This is a genomic window from Bulleidia sp. zg-1013 (assembly GCF_019798045.1).
GTDB lineage: Bacteria > Bacillota_I > Bacilli_A > Erysipelotrichales > Erysipelotrichaceae > Bulleidia.
In genome coordinates this window covers 75062-90981 of sequence record NZ_JAGXEX010000001.1, presented here as the reverse complement: position 1 = coordinate 90981, position 15920 = coordinate 75062, and the positions used below count along the sequence as shown (strand labels likewise).

General features: G+C 35.7%; 14 protein-coding genes and 1 tRNA gene. 13 read left to right on the top strand and 2 right to left on the bottom strand.

All coding sequences use genetic code 11. From position 1 onward, the window contains the following. Positions 1–4: 4 nt before the first annotated feature. The 4 genes from K7I92_RS00415 to K7I92_RS00400 all read left to right on the top strand — a co-directional run bounded on the left by K7I92_RS00415 (position 5) and on the right by K7I92_RS00400 (position 5644). On the top strand, positions 5–1237 hold the full coding sequence (locus K7I92_RS00415) for a peptidoglycan bridge formation glycyltransferase FemA/FemB family protein (RefSeq protein WP_220281625.1): 1233 nt from the start codon (positions 5–7) through the stop codon (positions 1235–1237). Continuing rightward, on the top strand, positions 1234–2505 hold the full coding sequence (locus K7I92_RS00410; RefSeq protein WP_220281624.1) for a peptidoglycan bridge formation glycyltransferase FemA/FemB family protein: 1272 nt from the start codon (positions 1234–1236) through the stop codon (positions 2503–2505). The genes K7I92_RS00415 and K7I92_RS00410 overlap by 4 nt, the downstream gene beginning before the upstream one ends. A gap of 150 nt (positions 2506–2655) precedes the next feature. After that, on the top strand, positions 2656–4908 hold the full coding sequence (locus K7I92_RS00405; protein WP_220281623.1) for a C69 family dipeptidase: 2253 nt from the start codon (positions 2656–2658) through the stop codon (positions 4906–4908). A 100-nt stretch (positions 4909–5008) separates the two neighbouring features. Next, on the top strand, positions 5009–5644 hold the full coding sequence (locus K7I92_RS00400) for a deoxynucleoside kinase (RefSeq protein WP_203245635.1): 636 nt from the start codon (positions 5009–5011) through the stop codon (positions 5642–5644). 87 nt (positions 5645–5731) lie between these two features. On the opposite strand, the gene gltX is transcribed toward K7I92_RS00400, so the two are convergent. Further along, positions 5732–7183, bottom strand: coding sequence for a glutamate--tRNA ligase (gene gltX / locus K7I92_RS00395; protein WP_203245636.1), 1452 nt, complete (start codon positions 7181–7183; stop codon positions 5732–5734). Between the two features lie 85 nt (positions 7184–7268). On the opposite strand from gltX, the gene K7I92_RS00390 reads away from it, so the two are divergent. The 6 genes from K7I92_RS00390 (at position 7269) to K7I92_RS00365 (ending at position 10706) form a co-directional block, all read left to right on the top strand. Further along, positions 7269–7340: transfer RNA gene (locus K7I92_RS00390), tRNA-Gln, on the top strand. Between the two features lie 64 nt (positions 7341–7404). Beyond that, positions 7405–7998 carry an RdgB/HAM1 family non-canonical purine NTP pyrophosphatase gene (rdgB, locus tag K7I92_RS00385; RefSeq protein ID WP_203245637.1) on the top strand — a complete coding sequence of 198 codons (594 nt, stop codon included), beginning with the start codon at positions 7405–7407 and terminating at the stop codon, positions 7996–7998. Further along, positions 7985–8668 carry a TIGR01906 family membrane protein gene (locus K7I92_RS00380; protein ID WP_203245638.1) on the top strand — a complete coding sequence of 228 codons (684 nt, stop codon included), beginning with the start codon at positions 7985–7987 and terminating at the stop codon, positions 8666–8668. Before rdgB ends, K7I92_RS00380 begins: the two co-directional genes overlap by 14 nt. Next, the gene (locus K7I92_RS00375; RefSeq protein WP_203245639.1) at positions 8665–9180 is read left to right on the top strand and encodes a tRNA (cytidine(34)-2'-O)-methyltransferase; all 516 of its coding nucleotides are present in this window, start codon (positions 8665–8667) and stop codon (positions 9178–9180) included. The genes K7I92_RS00380 and K7I92_RS00375 overlap by 4 nt, the downstream gene beginning before the upstream one ends. Positions 9181–9327: 147 nt before the next feature. Further along, a complete protein-coding gene (locus tag K7I92_RS00370) occupies positions 9328–9786 on the top strand; it encodes a RidA family protein (RefSeq protein WP_220281622.1) in 459 nt (152 codons plus the stop codon). Between the two features lie 41 nt (positions 9787–9827). Next, positions 9828–10706, top strand: coding sequence for a YitT family protein (locus tag K7I92_RS00365; protein ID WP_220281621.1), 879 nt, complete (start codon positions 9828–9830; stop codon positions 10704–10706). Positions 10707–10793: 87 nt separating this feature from the next. On the opposite strand, the gene trpS is transcribed toward K7I92_RS00365, so the two are convergent. Then, complete coding sequence (trpS, locus tag K7I92_RS00360) at positions 10794–11792, bottom strand: tryptophan--tRNA ligase (RefSeq protein WP_220281620.1); 999 nt, start codon at positions 11790–11792, stop codon at positions 10794–10796. 94 nt (positions 11793–11886) lie between these two features. Between trpS and spx the strand changes: the two genes are divergently transcribed. From spx to K7I92_RS00345, 3 genes are read left to right on the top strand one after another with little or no spacing between them, the layout of a single operon-like run. Next, positions 11887–12333, top strand: a complete 447-nt coding sequence (gene spx, locus K7I92_RS00355) for a transcriptional regulator Spx (RefSeq protein ID WP_203245643.1) — start codon at positions 11887–11889, stop codon at positions 12331–12333. A gap of 36 nt (positions 12334–12369) precedes the next feature. Next, complete coding sequence (mnmA, locus tag K7I92_RS00350; RefSeq protein ID WP_220281619.1) at positions 12370–13518, top strand: tRNA 2-thiouridine(34) synthase MnmA; 1149 nt, start codon at positions 12370–12372, stop codon at positions 13516–13518. Next, complete coding sequence (locus K7I92_RS00345) at positions 13511–15694, top strand: ATP-dependent RecD-like DNA helicase (protein ID WP_220281618.1); 2184 nt, start codon at positions 13511–13513, stop codon at positions 15692–15694. The genes mnmA and K7I92_RS00345 overlap by 8 nt, the downstream gene beginning before the upstream one ends. The last annotated feature ends 226 nt before the right edge of the window (positions 15695–15920 follow it).

Sequence of the window (15920 nt, the reverse complement as noted above, 5' to 3'; positions counted from 1 at the left end):
TTTCATGTCTTATCAGTTTTGTAGTGATATTAATAAACAAGAGTTTGATGACTTTGTGCATCGTTCTTCACAAAATAATTTATTTCAAGAAAGCAGTTGGGCGGATGTTAAAAATAACTGGATTCCTTTTTTTACAGGGATTTATGAAGATGGTAAATTAGTTGGAACGGGCTTAGTTTTGATGCGTCATTTATTTGGATCTTATCAATTATTTTATTTACCTAGAGGTCCTATTCTGGATGTTCATAATGAAAAACAAGTGACTTTCTATTTTCAAGAATTAAAGAAATTTGCGAAAATTAAAAAAGCCATCGCTATCCGTTTTGATCCATATTTGATTTCAAGGTCTTATCCTTATGAACAAAGAGAACAAAAACCGGAAAGACAACTGGAAGACTATATTGCTCTACTAAAGAAGTTAGGCATTCAACATAAAGGCTATACTACTCTTATGGAAGAAACCACGCAACCTCGGTTTAATGCTTGCAAGCACATGAGTGAAAATTATTTCGAAAAACTCAATTACAAAACAAGAAAATGCATCCGCCAAGCTCAAGAAAAAGGGGTTGAAATTCATGAAGGTCTTCAATTCAGCCAAGAATTAGCTCAAAGTATGCATTACACGGAAAAACGCAAACAAATTGCCTTACGAAATGAAGAGTATTTTAGGCATATGCTGGAGGTATATGGGTATCGCTCTATCAGCATGATTGCGACGATTCATTTCCCTCGCCAGATTACTCGTTTAGAACAGAAAGAAAACGATTTGAAAAATAAGCTGGCAGAAAAAGGTCTAAGTCTTAAGCAAAAAAACAACTTGCAAACGGAATTGGATAAGACACAAAGAACGATTTCTTCTTTACGAGAAAGATTTCAGCAAGAAGGAAAAGATGAAGTAGTCATCTGTGGTTTATTAGGAGCTTATAATCAAGGTGTGATGGAATTGTTTTACATGGGTAATCATCCGGATTATCTAAAGTATTACGCTTCCTATGCCTTATATAACGCCGCTTTACAGCATTGTCTGGTTTTAAAGATTCCGTATTGCTCCTTTGGTGGTATTGAGGGAAGTTTAGACGATGGCTTAACTATATTTAAATCCAATTGGGGCATGGAAGTGGAAGAATTGATTGGGGAGTTTAATTTGGTTTTAAACCCAGTTCTTTACTATGCTTTTGATCATCTTTATCCAAAATTTAGACAATGGGTAGCGAAAAGAAGAGGGCAAGTCAAATGAAGTTTTTAGAATCCTTGGATAGAAAAATATTTGATGAATTTGCGATTCATTCTAACTTGAATCATTATTCGAAAACATCAAATTTCATAGATTTAGCGAAGCTTAATGGGTATACAGATGGAGATTTACTGGCGGTGAGCGACAATCAGGGAAATATACTAGCGACAGCGGTGATGGTGCATAAGAAATATAAAGCTTTACCAATTCAATATTCTTATTGCCAATATGGTTTTAATGTGGATTTAGAAAAGAAGGATGTACTTTATTTTTTATTGGAACATTTAAAAGAGTTTGCTAAGAAAAAAGGTTCTTGCTTCTTGCGTATCGATCCCAACGTTTGTCGTTTGGAACATGAAAAAGATGGTCGCCTAAAAGAAGGGGGCTTTAATCAAGAATGGTTCACTCAATTTTTAATTGAGCAAGGCTTTCATCATTTGGGGTATAACTATGGCTATGCTGGAAACTGGATGTCTCGTTTTACCTATGTCAAAGATTTGGATATGGAGTGGAAAGCTTGTTTAAAAAGCATCAAGCGTCAAGCCAATTATACAGCTAAAAATGCTGAACGATTGGTGGAAGTAAGAAAAGGAAGTAAACAAGACTTGTGGATTTTGGTACAAGCCCAACAAGAATTAGCGAAAAAGCTTGGCTTTTTACCGAAAAAAGAAGTTTATTTTGAACGTTTTTGGGATATTTATGAAGAGTATGCTCGTTTTTATGTGGTGAAAACCAATTATCATCAAGCAAAACTCTCTTTGGAGACTCAGTTACAAGAAGCGCGCCAGCATATATTAGAAATTAAAGATTTGCATAAAGTGGAAATCGAAAACAAACACATTCAAGCCCTGGAAAATGAAATCCAAGAGATTGTTGAAGCGGGATTAGATATCAATCAAGATGTTTATTTAGGGGCTAAATTTATTATCCAACAAGCTGAAAAAGTATGGAATGTGTACATGTACACCAATAAAACACTGATGAACTTTCGAGCGGCTTTTGCCTTGCATATGGCAGCCATGAAGGATGCCTATGATCAAGGAGCGAAAAGCTATGATTTTGAAGGGGTTGTAGGCACCAGTAATCCAAATGATCCTATGTATGGTCAACAAAATTTCAAGAAGAGTTTTGGTGGAGATTTCTTAGAGTTTGTGGGGGAATTTGATTGCGTTTTCCAGACAAAAAAATATCGTTTTTGGCAGGCTTATGATCGAGTTTTAAGAGGGCTTCGTCGACGATATGCCCGTTTTATCATGCGTTATAAAAAGTAGACGGTATCTATCTTTTTCATTGAAAAGTTTTCACAATTTTCGCAATGAGTGAATAAATTATCATTTTTAATGCTAAAATACAATTATTTTTCTTTTTTTGGATAGCGATCATGGCATTAATTCTATATAGTTGATACATGGGAGGAAATTATGAAAAAGAAATTTCTTAAATTGGGATCTTTTGCGCTCGCCATTTTGTTAGCATTCCCTTCGGCTTTAACTGCTAACGCATGTACAGGTGTGATTGTTGGCGGCGACTTAACAAAAGATGGTACGACAATCTTTGGTCGTACAGAAGACTTAGAGGTGGATCATAATAAAGCCTATAAGGTACATAAAGCTGGCACTTACAAGAAAGGCAGCACTAAGATTGATTGTGGCACCGATTGTCAAGCCGGTTACAAGCATACATTCTCGCATGATTCGTATCAGTATACATCTGTAAGTGATACCACACCTGAATATGGTGAATTCGACGAAGCAGGTTATAACGAAAAAGGGGTTATTGCTGATATGACAGTATCAGCAAGTGCCAATGATAAGATTTTAAGTGTTGATAATTATGTCGATAATGGTATTACTGAAGCTTTGATTACGACTGTTACTTTAGCGGAAGCGGATAGTGCTAAAGATGGTATTCAACGTATGGCTGACATTGTTGCCAAATATGGTGCCGCTGAAGGCAATGCCTTTGTTATTGCGGACAAAGATGAACTTTGGTACATGGAAGTTTATTCCGGTCATCAATTTTTGGCTATGAAGTATCCTCGTGATAAGTATTCGGTATTCCCTAATACTTTCTGGATTAATAAAGTTAAGCTTGAAAAGGGGGAAGAAAAAGAAAATTATATTACCGATAAGACGGGTAACTATATTTATTCAAAAGGTTTGTTTAGTACAGCTGAAAAGGCCGGTACATTCGTTGGTGATAAAGAAAAGAATATCATTGATGCGGCCAAGTCTTATGGACCAAGCGAATATTCTAATGGAAATCGTTATCGTGTTTACTCCGGTATCAAAGCATTAAATCCTAAATCAATGGTAAAAGAAAATGATAAGGTTTATGATTTCTTACAATCAGCTGATAAGAAGTCCATTGATTTAAGGGATGTTATGGCTTTAACGAGAAATCGTTTGGAAAACATTGGTAAAGTAGCGAATGATCAAAAGGGTGCTTACTATCCAATTGGTAACCGTAACACGATGGAAAGTCATATTTTCCAAGTGGATCACAATAAGAATGATGTTCTTCGTTCGGTCATGTGGTTAGCTTTAGGTAGCCCTCGTTTTTCTCCATATATTCCTTATCATCCAAATCAAACAGAGGGTCTTGCCCAAGCTAGTACTGAATACAATGAATTCAATGAAAATTCTATTTATTGGTTAGCAACGGATGCTATGCATATGGCTGAAACAGACTTAAGCCATTTCTCTAAGATTGCTGATGCGGAAATTAAAGCTGTTGAACAATTCTTATTAGAATTGACAGATTTAACTCCTAAATCAGCTGAACAGGCAACGAAGGAAAATATAAGTGATGCTAAAGACGGCTTAGTTGCTGTACAAAGAATTCATGCTGAGATTAAAGCTGAATATGAAAAATACTTAAGCACAAAAGAAACCACTAGTACAACTTACAATAAGCGTACAGGTGCTGTGGTTCAAGTAAAAGCTCCAGCCGGTACAGCGAAGGTTCGTGTGGATGGTCATCTTAATAAGAAGGGTGATGTAGTAACATTAACAGATTATTATGGAAATCCAGTTAAGGATTTAAAGAAGCCGGTTGAAGTAAAAGCAACTTCAAGACAATTCCAAGATGGCAAAGAATATGAAATCAATGACGGCACTAGCAAACAAGTTGTAAAGGTCATTAACCGTAGCTTGACTTATACAACAAAGACTTCTAAGGCAACGATTAAGGTTCATAAAAAAGAAAATCCAAAACCGGAAGAACCTAAGTATGAGGTGGTTGTTAGGAAGATTGATTCGAAGTTAGAAAACCATAAGTCTGAAGAATATGAAGCTTATGATATTTCTTTCGTTAGTGCAGATGGTAAAGTAGCGAAAGATGGTAAGATGAGAAAGGCTCATTTGAAACTTGAAAAATTTAATGCGAAAGATGTGTATATTCTTCACCGTAAACAAGACAATAGTCTTGAAGAAGTGAAGACCATCCATTCAACGAAGGGAAAAGAAATTGTATTTGAACACAATGATTTCTCACCATATTATTTCGTTAAGAAAACAACGCAGGTAACACCTAAACCAAGTGATAAGAAGAAGGCTTCTCAATCAGCTGAAACAGCGGATAAGAGTAAAGTATTTGAATTTGGTGTTGTTGGTTTAGCTGCCATGGCTTTATTAGCTTACGCACTAAAAGAACGTTATAGTACTTCTCACTAAGAAGTGGAAATCTCAATCTTAGATTGGGGTTTTTTTATGGGCATAACAGTCCCTAAGTCAAGTGAATTATGGTATAAGTAGGAGACATAAGGAGAGTTACATGATGATTGTATTAGCTGGAATGATTGGTGTAGGTAAGACAACTTATGCCCAAAAATTAGCTGAAAGTTTAGGGACGACTTTATTTGAAGAACCGGTGGAAGATAACCCAATATTGCCTCTATATTATCGGGATTTAAAACGCTACGCTTTTGCGCTACAAATCTTTTTCTTAAATAAGCGCTTTAAATTGATTAAGGAAGCCTTTTATGAAGATAATAATGTCTTAGACCGTAGTATCTATGAAGATGGCTTGTTTACCTTTATCAATTATGAAAGAGGAAATATCACCAAAGAAGAATATGAACTTTATTGCGATTTAGTGGACAATATGATGGAAGAATTGGATAGTCTACCAAAGAAAGCTCCAGATTTATTGGTGTATCTAAGTGCAAAACCAGCATATATCTTTGAAAATATTCGTAAAAGAGGTAGGGATTATGAACAACCAACCAAAGAAAATGGCTTAGAAGATTACTACAAAGACTTAATTTCCCATTACGAAGATTGGTATAAAGCTTACAATAAATCCGCTAAGATAGCGATTGAAGTGGATCAATACGATATTTTAGAAAATGAAAAAGATTGGCAAGAAGTTTTGAATACTATTACCAATCACTTACCAACGACGAAATAAAATAGAAATGAAAAATTCTATTTTTCATCTTAATCATAGGAACATTGGCTTAATTCCTTCATTTAAAAAAGCTATCAAGTGATAGCTTTAGTTTTCTAATTGAGCAATGGATAAACGCAATCTTCTTAGCGTTTCCTCTTTGCCTAAGATGTCAGCAATCTCAATGGCACCGCCTGGTGTAAATTGTTTACCGGAGATAGCCAAACGAAGAGGGAAGAGAACTTGCCCATTTTTCATTTCTAATTGAGCTGGTAATTCCATGAGTTTATCATGAAGAGTTTGTTCATTCCAATCCTTTTGAGCCTCTAAGACTGGTAAAGCGGCCTTTAAGGAAATAAGAGCTATTTCCGGATTGGTTTTCATCTTTTTATTGGTATATAAATCATTTTCATAAGTAGGGAATTGGTCAAAGAAATCCACCATTTCAGGAATTTGAACTAGTGTTTCTGCACGGTTTTGTAAAATCTTAGCAATCTTATGGAAATCAAAGTTTCCTTTAACACTTTGTGCAATATATGGTTCTATGAGTTGGCTATATTGATCCAAATCCATATTTCTTAACCATTGTGCATTTACCCAAGTTAATTTATTGATATCAAAGATAGCCCCAGATGTACCAATATGTTTTACATTAAAGGCTTCTACTAATTCGTCTAATGTATAAATCTCTTGATCCGTTTCAGGAGCCCAACCTAACAAGGCAATGTAATTTAAGACTGCTTCTGGTAAATAGCCTTTTTCCATTAAGTCTTGGAAAGAGGCATCACCATTACGTTTGGATAACTTTGTTTTTTCATCCTTCATAACAGGTGGACAATGCACATAGCTTGGAATATGCCAATCAAAGGCTTGGTAGATGAGGTTGTATTTTGGAGTTGAGCTTAAGTATTCCATACCACGCACCACGTGGGTAATGTTCATTGTATGATCATCAATGATATTCGCAAAATTATAGGTAGGGAAACCATCGGACTTTAATAAAATAGATTCATCTAAGGTTTCATTCTCCACAGTAATATGACCAAAGACTTCATCATCAAAAGAAGTTGTACCTGTTGTCGGAATGGTTTGGCGAATCACATAAGCCTCCCCATTTTCAATTCTCTTTTCACATTCCTCTGTGGATAATAATTTACATGGATCATCGTATTTAAAGCTTTCACCACGGGCTGTTTGAAGCTCCTTTTGCGTATTGATCATCTCTTCATCGCAGAAACAATAATGTGCTCCACCACGTTGGATTAATTCTTTCGCATATTTTTGGTAAATTCCAGAACGCATTCTTTCTGATTGAACATAAGGACCAAAGTTTCCTTCTTTATCTGGTCCTTCATCGTATTCCAAGTGACATTGTTCAAGGGTTTGGTAAATGATGTCCGTCGCTTTTTCCACTAAACGACCTTGGTCTGTATCTTCAATACGAAGAATAAAGACACCCTCCGGATCTTTTTTAGCAATTAAGTAGGTATATAACGCCGTTCTTAAGTTACCAATATGCATATAGCCAGTTGGACTAGGCGCAAATCTTGTTCTTCTCATGTATTTCTCCTTATTACTGTATCTTTATTATTATAGCCTTATAGTTGTATTTTTCTAGAAAAACTTTATAATTTAAAGCAGTTATTGGGGTATAGCCAAGCGGTAAGGCAACTGGCTCTGAACCAGTCATGCGTGAGTTCGAATCTCTCTACCCCAGCTGCGCTAAAGGGCGCTTTTTATTTTCTTTTTTGAATTACTTAAATATGTGGTAGGATTTTTATATGAAAAGTGAAATTATTATTGCAACGAAAAACCAAAATAAAGTCCACGAATTCAAACAAATGTTAGAACCAATGGGCTACCTGGTTAAAAGCTTACTGGATTACAAAGATTTTCCTGAAATTGAAGAAGATGGCTTTACTTTTGAAGATAATGCTCGTATTAAAGCAGAAACCGCTTCTAAGTTATTGGGTTGTATGGTAATTAGTGATGACTCCGGTTTAGAAATTGATGCCTTTGATGGTCAACCCGGTGTCTATTCAGCGCGTTGGTTGGGGGAACTAACGCCTTATCGTTATAAAAACCAAGTAATTTTAGATAGAATGAGAAATGAAGAGAACCGTTTAGCTCGTTACGTTTGTGTTTTGGCGTTGGCTAGACCAAATCAAGAAACAATTTTCTTTCGTGGTGAATGCGAAGTGGAAGTAGCTTTTGAGGCAAAGGGGGAACATGGCTTTGGTTATGATCCAATTATGCTAGATAAAGAAAGTGGTAAAACTTTAGCAGAAATGAGCGATGAAGAAAAAGCGGCGATTTCGCATAGAGGAATTGCGGTTCGTCAGCTTAAAGAATGGTTTGAATATGAGATGGCTTAAAACAAGTTTAATGGGTTTTTTCTTTTTTTTGGCTTTGTTACTAACAGTAATTGATTTCGTTGCTTTTGATGAAAACTTGTTCCGTTCTTCGTATCGTAAAGAAAACACCATGGAAGTAATGGGAATGAGTGAAGAAGATTTGCTGAAAGCTTCCCATGTTTTATTGGATTATATCAAGGGCAAACGGGAAAATATTCTTATTAAAGCGAAAGTCAATGGTCAAGAAAGAGAAGTTTTTGATGAAAGAGAAAGCAAACATATGTTAGATGTGAAGAAGCTTTATGAAAAAGCAATGTTAGTGCGTCATGGGAGTATTATCTTTTTGTTGGGACTATTTCTTTATGAGTTTCTTAAACATAAGGATGGAATACGTTCATTTTTATGGGAAAGTTTTTGCTATGGAGGGCTTTGTTTTGGTAGCTTAATCGTGGTGATAGTGTTATACGCCATCACGGATTTTTATAACTTTTGGATGAATTTTCATTATTTATTCTTTGATAATGATTTATTTCTTTTAGATCCCAATGTTTCTTTAATGATTAATATGTTTCCAGAGAGCTTCTTTTATAGCATGGTAATGCGGATTATCTTAATCTTCGGGCTATTGAGTTTATTGTTTGGGGGAATGTTGTACTATTCTTTTTACCGCTTAAGGAGAAAGCTTATATGATTTATATTGTTTTATTTGAACCTGAAATTCCCGGTAATACCGGAAATATTATGCGCACTTGTGCAGCTTGGAATATGAAATTATGTCTCATAGAACCTCTTGGTTTTCGTCTGGATGAGAAACATCTAAAACGAGCAGGGATGGATTATAGCGAAAATGTGGATTATGTTAAATACATGAATTGGGATGCTTTTTTGAAGGAACACGAGGGTAAAGGTTTATTCTATTATGTGACACGCTATGGTAAGCGCACACCAGATTCCTTCCTCTATCCAAAAGAACAAGATATTTATTTAATCTTCGGCAAAGAGAGTACGGGTATACCAAAGGAAATTCTAGCCAGTCATGAAGAGTATTGTATTCGCATTCCCATGGTTCAAGAAGCACGTTCTCTGAACCTAAGCAATTGCGTGGCTTTATGTGCCTATGAAGTGAATCGTCAATTAGGCTACCCGGGTTTAAGTCATACCGAAGTGATTAAAGGACCGGATTTTTTAAACCAATTTAAATAGTAGAAAGATTATCCTCTTCAAAAATGGGATAATCCTTTTATAATCATATTCTTCGCATTTTATTCTATATTTAGTTATTCTAATAAGGTAAGAATAAGAGAATATCCATCATTGCTTTTGGTTAAGCAAAAGAGAACAGGAGTAACTATGATTCAAGAAAGTATTCAACCGAAAAAAATATGTGCTTGTAAAAACTCTTCTTCCGCTATTAAGAGTGGGGATTCGATTTATATTGCTGCTCAGCTGCCAATGGATGAAAATGGCCGCTTGATAGCCAAAGATATTGAAAGTCAAGTGGAACAATGTCTTAAGAACATGGATATGATTTTAAAAGAAGCGGGATTAGGGGCTCGTTATATTTTAACGACAAGGGTGTATTTAGTAAATATGGAAGATTTATACGTCGTCGATAAAAAAATGGCAGGATATTTTAAAGAACCATATCCGGCTCGTACGGTGCTTGGTGTTTCGGCGTTACCATGTGGTGCTTTGGTACAAATAGAAGCCTTTGCGATGGATACAAGGGCGATTGAAATCCTAATGAGCCATGAAGATTGCTCGGAATGTTCGGAATCAGTTTGTGAAGTTGTTCGGAATATCCATTAAGCGGTTTACCGCTTTTTAATTTGTGTTAGAATTTATTTGTCATGAAATTAAAAGCATTAAAAGTTCACTTTGTGAAAAAAGATATTCGGAATGTGTTGATGATTATTGTGTCCGCATTCTTGTATGCCTATGGCTTACAAACTTTTGTGAAATGGGGGAACTTATACCCAAGTGGCTTTGCCGGAATTGCTCGTTTGGCTATCCAAATTATTTACGATAGGATAGGAATTGAAATTCCCTTTGCACTCGTTTATTTTGGTTTAAATATTCTTGTGACAATCTTAGTTTGGAAACGGATTGGTCATAAGTTTATTCTTTTTTCGTTCTTATGGTATTCATTAGCTTCTTTCTTCACCACCTTTTTAAACTTCAATGTCATTACGAATGATCAATTATTGATTGCAGTATTTGGTGGTATTCTCAATGGTTTTTCAGTCGGAATAGCATTGAATGCGAATGCGTCAAGTGGGGGGACGGATTTCATTGCGATTGATTTAAGTGCCCGTTTAAATCGCCCTACTTGGAATTATATTTTAATCATCAATGCCTTAGTATTAGCGATTGCCGGTATTCGTAGTGGCTGGAGTTTAGCTTTATATTCGATTATCTTTCAATTTGTTTCAACACAAGTGGTGAATACGATGTATTCTCGTTATAAATTATCACGAATGGAAATCATTACTGACTATCCCGAAGATGTAAGCCAAAGAATTTTTAAGCTCTATCGCCATGGTATTACGCAAATTCAAGTCTTGGGAGTGTATAAGAAACGCACACATAATTTATTGATGTTAACGGTGAATCAGAGTCAAGTGGCGAATATTGTGCAGGCGGTGAAAAAGGTGGATCCTATGGCTTTTGTGACAGTTTATGAAGTGGAAAGAGTCATTGGTAATTTCTACCAGCAACCAGTGGAATAATATGCAGTTAGAATTGAAAGCTAATAAAAAGAAATGTAGATTTCTATTTTAGAAACCTACTTTATGGATAATATATAGGAAGTCGTTCTACTTTTTGAATTGGATGGTCATACCCATCCTTTTTTGTACCTTCCATAAGGTCTTATTGGCAATAGGGTTGGCTCTTTCAGCCCCTTCCTTTAAAATCTCATTCACATGACCCGCAGCTTCGAAACGTTTGTAATTAGATTGAATTTTTTCCAACTCACAAACAACACTGTCAGCAACGACTTTCTTGAAATCGCTATAACCTTTACCTTCAAATTCCTTTTCAATATCAGCCATGGATTTATTATGGTTTAAAGCAGAATATATTTGCATTAAGTTAGAGATACCGGGTTGATTCTCTGGATCATAATGAACTTTAGCTACCATATCCGTAACGGCCGCCATAATCTTTTTGCGGGCCACTTTTGGATTATCTAACAAATAAACAATGCCTTTTTCACTATCATCTGATTTCGACATCTTTTTCTTAGGATTTTGTAAGGACATAATCCGAGCACCCGTTTTCGGCACAACCGGTTCGGGAATTTGGAAATCACAACCATACTTATTATTCATTCTCTCCGCTAAATCACGAGTTAATTCGACGTGTTGCTTTTGGTCTTCACCAACTGGTACATAATCGGCTCCATAAAGTAAGATATCCGCCGCCATTAAAGAGGGATAGGTATAAATACCACCAGTTAAAGAAGTTTCTCCTTTGGCTTGTTTATCCTTGAATTGTGTCATTCGATTTAATTCACCAAGGTAGGTGTTACTGGTCATAATAAAACCAAGTTGAGCGTGGGCAGGCACATCAGTTTGTAAGAAGATAGTTGATTTTTTAGGGTCAAGACCACAAGCCAAGTATAATAAGATACAATCTTTTAAATTCTTTTTTAAAATCTTTGGATCTTGGGGCACGGTGATGCAATGCAAATTCGCAATAAACACAAACATTTCGTAGTCATCTTGTAGCTGAACAAAGTTCTTCAGAGCACCAATGTAGTTACCTAGGTGTAATTGTCCCGTAGGCTTAATTCCACTTAACATTTTTTTCATAAAATACCTCAATTTCTTCTCTATTTTGCCACAAGGAAAGATATTTCTCAATGAGGTAAATAATGCTATAATATTTTTCGCGAGGAGGTAAATTATGATTGTTGTCTATACATCGCCGGGCTGTGCTAGTTGTCGAAAAGTGAAATCTTGGCTGAACGAACATCACTTACCTTTTATAGAAAAAAATATTTTCAAAACATTATTGAATGATAATGAAATTAAACATTTATTAATGCGCTCTGAAAATGGCTCAGATGATATTATTTCTAAGCGTTCTAAAGTCATTCAAGAAATGAATTTGGATTTGGATGCGATGACAGTGGATGAACTAGTTCACTTTATAAAGAAAAATCCTTCTGTTTTAAAACGTCCGATTATCATCTCGGAAAATAGTTTTCAAGTAGGTTATGATGAAGAAGAAATGGGTGTCTTTGTGCCAAGAGAACTCAGAGAATTTGCGAATGAAGCTTGCGGACCAAATTGTCCTAACTACAAGCTTTGTCAAAATGGTTTTGAAGATTTACGCAAACAAGCAAATTAAAGTTTTGCTTGTTTTTTAATGCTATAATGGTGACGTATGAAAATATTGGTTGGTTTATCAGGTGGGGTGGATTCCGCCATCGCCGCTTATTTATTGCAGAAACAAGGACATGATGTAACTTGTGCTTTTATGCGTAATTGGGATAGTGTTGCGAATGGTGATTTTGCCGGAAATCCCACTTTAAATGATTCAGTATGTTCACAAGAATCCGATTATGCGGATGCGAAAGCGGTGGCGGATAAATTAGGATTACCTTTATTGCGTGTTGATTTTATTAAAGAGTATTGGGATGATGTTTTCCAAACTTTTCTCAGCGAATACCAAAAAGGAAGAACCCCCAATCCAGATATACTTTGTAATCGTTATATCAAGTTTGCGAAATTTATGAAATTTGCTCGTCAAGAAGGATTTGAAACAGTCGCGACAGGGCATTATGTGAAATTAGGACATGAAAATGGTCATGGAGTCTTAATAAAAGCAGATGATCGTAATAAAGATCAATCCTATTTTTTGGCTGAAGTCAATCGAGAAGTGTTGGATCATGTGCTATTTCCTTTAGCTGAAGTTGAAAAAACAGAGGTGCGTCGCATTGCGACTGAATTGGATTTATCCATTGCTAAAAAGAAAGATAGTACGGGTATCTGTTTTATTGGTGAAAGGGATTTCCGTGCTTTCTTAAGCAATTATTTACCAATGAAGTCCGGTAAGATTGTCAATATTGTGGAAAAGAAAGTGGTGGGTGAACATAAAGGTGTTCTTTATTACACCATTGGGCAAAGAAAAGGTTTGGATATTGGTGGAATTGGTCCCTTCTTTGTAGTCGGTAAAAATGTGGAAACCAACATACTTTATGTGGTTGACCAAGAACATCGTCATTGGTTAACATCCGATTCTTGTTTGGTAACGAAGATGAATTGGTTAGCGAATCGTCAATTTCCTTTGCGGGGAAGCGCTAAATTCCGTTATCGTCAACAAGACCAAGCGGTTACGATTGAAAAAATAGATGAACAAAGCGTTTTATTAAAGTATCCACAAGGGGTTGAAGCCGTTACCCCGGGTCAAGAGGCTGTGCTTTATGATGGGGATGTTATGATTGCTGGTGGACAGATTGATATTGTTTATCAAAATGGGCAAGATTTAATGGCTAAGGTTAATCAAGAAGGAAAGCAATACCGACATGAGTGATTATGTGATGTTGCAAGGTAAATTCAAATACATTCTCTTCCGTAACGAAGAGAATTTTTATACCGTTGCTAAGTTTCATGATGAGATTGAAAACGATACTTTAACAATTACCGGCTACTTTTCTTCGATTGATGAGGAAGTGTCTTATGCATTAAAAGGAACTTACTTAGATCATCCTAAATATGGTCTACAGTTTGCTTGCCTAGAGGCTAAGAAAATAGCACCAAAAGATGAAGAAAGTTATATTCATTACTTTAGTGGTGGAAATTTTCGTTATATTGGTAAAAAAACAGCGAAGCGAATTGTGGAAACCTTGGGTTTAGATTGCATCGCTAAGATTAAAGAAGATAAAAGTTGTTTAGATCTTGTCCCATCGCTTACATTGAAACAGAAAAATTCTATTATTGAAAACCTGCAACAAGAAGAAGAGGGTTTTGAAAAATTAATTCCTTTGTTAAGCATTGCCGGCATTGGGCATGCTAATTTATTGAGTATTCATCGTTTCTATGGTAAAGAGGCTTTTAATCAAGTGATGGAAAATCCATATCGTTTAGTTGAAGATATTCAAGGCATTGGCTTTAAAATGGCAGACAAAATTGGTCAATACCTAAATATTGATAAAAAAGACGAGAGAAGGATTTACGCTTACATTCTTTCTTTGGTTGATAAAATGACGATGAATAGTGGAAATAGCTTTGTTAGCTATGAAGAATTACTAGCCAACTTTATGAATCTAAGTCATTTGGATGAAACAATTTTTTCATCGGTTTTAAATCAAATTCTATTTCGTGGTTCATTGATTCAAGAAGAAAATCGAATTTATCCTTTAGCTCAATATGAAGCGGAGGTCGGAATTGCGAACGCTTTAAGTCAATTTCCAGTAGGAAGCTTAGAAGATTATGATAAGCAACGTTTGGAGAAAGAAATTCATGCTTTACAAAAAGAGCTGGGTATTATCTACGATGAAACGCAAATTCAAGCTATTCATCATTTCTTTCAAGAAGATTTTGTGATTTTAACAGGTGGACCAGGAACAGGTAAAACAACTTTAGTTCGTGCTTTTGTGCATTTGTTTAAACGCCTTTATCCAGCTAAAGTTGTGGCTTGTTGTGCGCCAACGGGAAGAGCGGCGAAACATTTGTCGGAAGTTTGCGATGTTAAGGCAACGACCATTCATTCTTTATTGCAATGGAATTTAGAAGCCAATTTATTTCAAAAGGATGAAGAAGATCCCATTCAAGCGGATTTATTGATTATTGATGAGTTTTCTATGGTGGATCAATGGTTGTTCTATCATATTTTGTTGGCTTGTGGATTGGTGAAAAAGATTTGTGTGATTGGGGATGAAGACCAGTTACCTAGTGTAGCCCCTGGTTCTTTATTAAGAGATTTAATTGTTTCTAAACAGTTTGGTTATCGTCAATTAACCCATATTTATCGCCAAAAAGAAGGATCAGAAGTCATTCAATTGGCCTTAGCTATTCGCCAAGAAAGCTTAGACTTAACAAAATTTCATCAAGATGTGCAATTCGAAGAATGTGCTATTCATGAAATACGACCTAAGATACAAGCGGTTATTCAAGCTGCTTTAGAAAAGGGTTTGACTTTAGAGGATATTCAAGTGATTGCACCAATGTATCATGGTACCGCTGGCATTGATGCTTTAAATATGTCTTTACAAGACCTATTTAATCCAGCCAAAGAGAATAAAAAAGAAGTCCAACAAGGGCAACGTTTATTCCGTGAAGGAGATAAGGTTATGCAATTAAAAAATCAGCCGGATGATGATGTGTATAATGGTGATATTGGCTTTATTGAGGAAATTCAAATAGATGATCCAAAGCATCCGGAACAAGCCTTAATATTTGTCTTATTTGGTGATCATGTGGTGGAATATTCTCATCAAAATTTAGATAAATTAAGTTTAGCGTATTGTATCTCCATTCATAAATCCCAAGGTTCAGAGTACCCGATGGTTATTGTGCCGATTTGTGCTCAACATCGTATTATGCTACGAAAGAGATTGTTGTATACCGCCGTCACCCGTAGTTCAAAATATTTATATATCTTCGGTTCTCGTGAAGAATTTGAAAGAGGAAGTTATTTAGAAGAAAAAAATGTGCGAAAAACAACTTTAGTGCAAAGATTAACCCAACAAAATTCTTTTTTATGGTAGAATAATCCTAAATCAAAGATAGAGGATAAGTACGAAGAGAATGGCGTATAGAGAGTGGGAAAGGCTGGAAACCCATCGCTATTGGCTTAGGAAAGCTACCTCTTAGAGTATGAAAACATACCGCTGATCGCGTTATTGATCTTATAGAGTGTACTTATTTCTTTTTTAAGAAGTGGTAAATCAGGATGGTACCGCGCTGGACGTTCCTGTCATAGGGAACTTTTTT

Coding starts and splice junctions, on each gene's coding strand:
- K7I92_RS00415 (WP_220281625.1), top strand. CDS start 5: ATGTCTTATCAGTTTTGTAGTGATATTAATAAACAAGAGTTTGATGAC.
- K7I92_RS00410 (WP_220281624.1), top strand. CDS start 1,234: ATGAAGTTTTTAGAATCCTTGGATAGAAAAATATTTGATGAATTTGCG.
- K7I92_RS00405 (WP_220281623.1), top strand. CDS start 2,656: ATGAAAAAGAAATTTCTTAAATTGGGATCTTTTGCGCTCGCCATTTTG.
- K7I92_RS00400 (WP_203245635.1), top strand. CDS start 5,009: ATGATGATTGTATTAGCTGGAATGATTGGTGTAGGTAAGACAACTTAT.
- gltX (WP_203245636.1), bottom strand. CDS start 7,183: ATGAGAAGAACAAGATTTGCGCCTAGTCCAACTGGCTATATGCATATT.
- rdgB (WP_203245637.1), top strand. CDS start 7,405: ATGAAAAGTGAAATTATTATTGCAACGAAAAACCAAAATAAAGTCCAC.
- K7I92_RS00380 (WP_203245638.1), top strand. CDS start 7,985: ATGAGATGGCTTAAAACAAGTTTAATGGGTTTTTTCTTTTTTTTGGCT.
- K7I92_RS00375 (WP_203245639.1), top strand. CDS start 8,665: ATGATTTATATTGTTTTATTTGAACCTGAAATTCCCGGTAATACCGGA.
- K7I92_RS00370 (WP_220281622.1), top strand. CDS start 9,328: ATGATTCAAGAAAGTATTCAACCGAAAAAAATATGTGCTTGTAAAAAC.
- K7I92_RS00365 (WP_220281621.1), top strand. CDS start 9,828: ATGAAATTAAAAGCATTAAAAGTTCACTTTGTGAAAAAAGATATTCGG.
- trpS (WP_220281620.1), bottom strand. CDS start 11,792: ATGAAAAAAATGTTAAGTGGAATTAAGCCTACGGGACAATTACACCTA.
- spx (WP_203245643.1), top strand. CDS start 11,887: ATGATTGTTGTCTATACATCGCCGGGCTGTGCTAGTTGTCGAAAAGTG.
- mnmA (WP_220281619.1), top strand. CDS start 12,370: ATGAAAATATTGGTTGGTTTATCAGGTGGGGTGGATTCCGCCATCGCC.
- K7I92_RS00345 (WP_220281618.1), top strand. CDS start 13,511: ATGAGTGATTATGTGATGTTGCAAGGTAAATTCAAATACATTCTCTTC.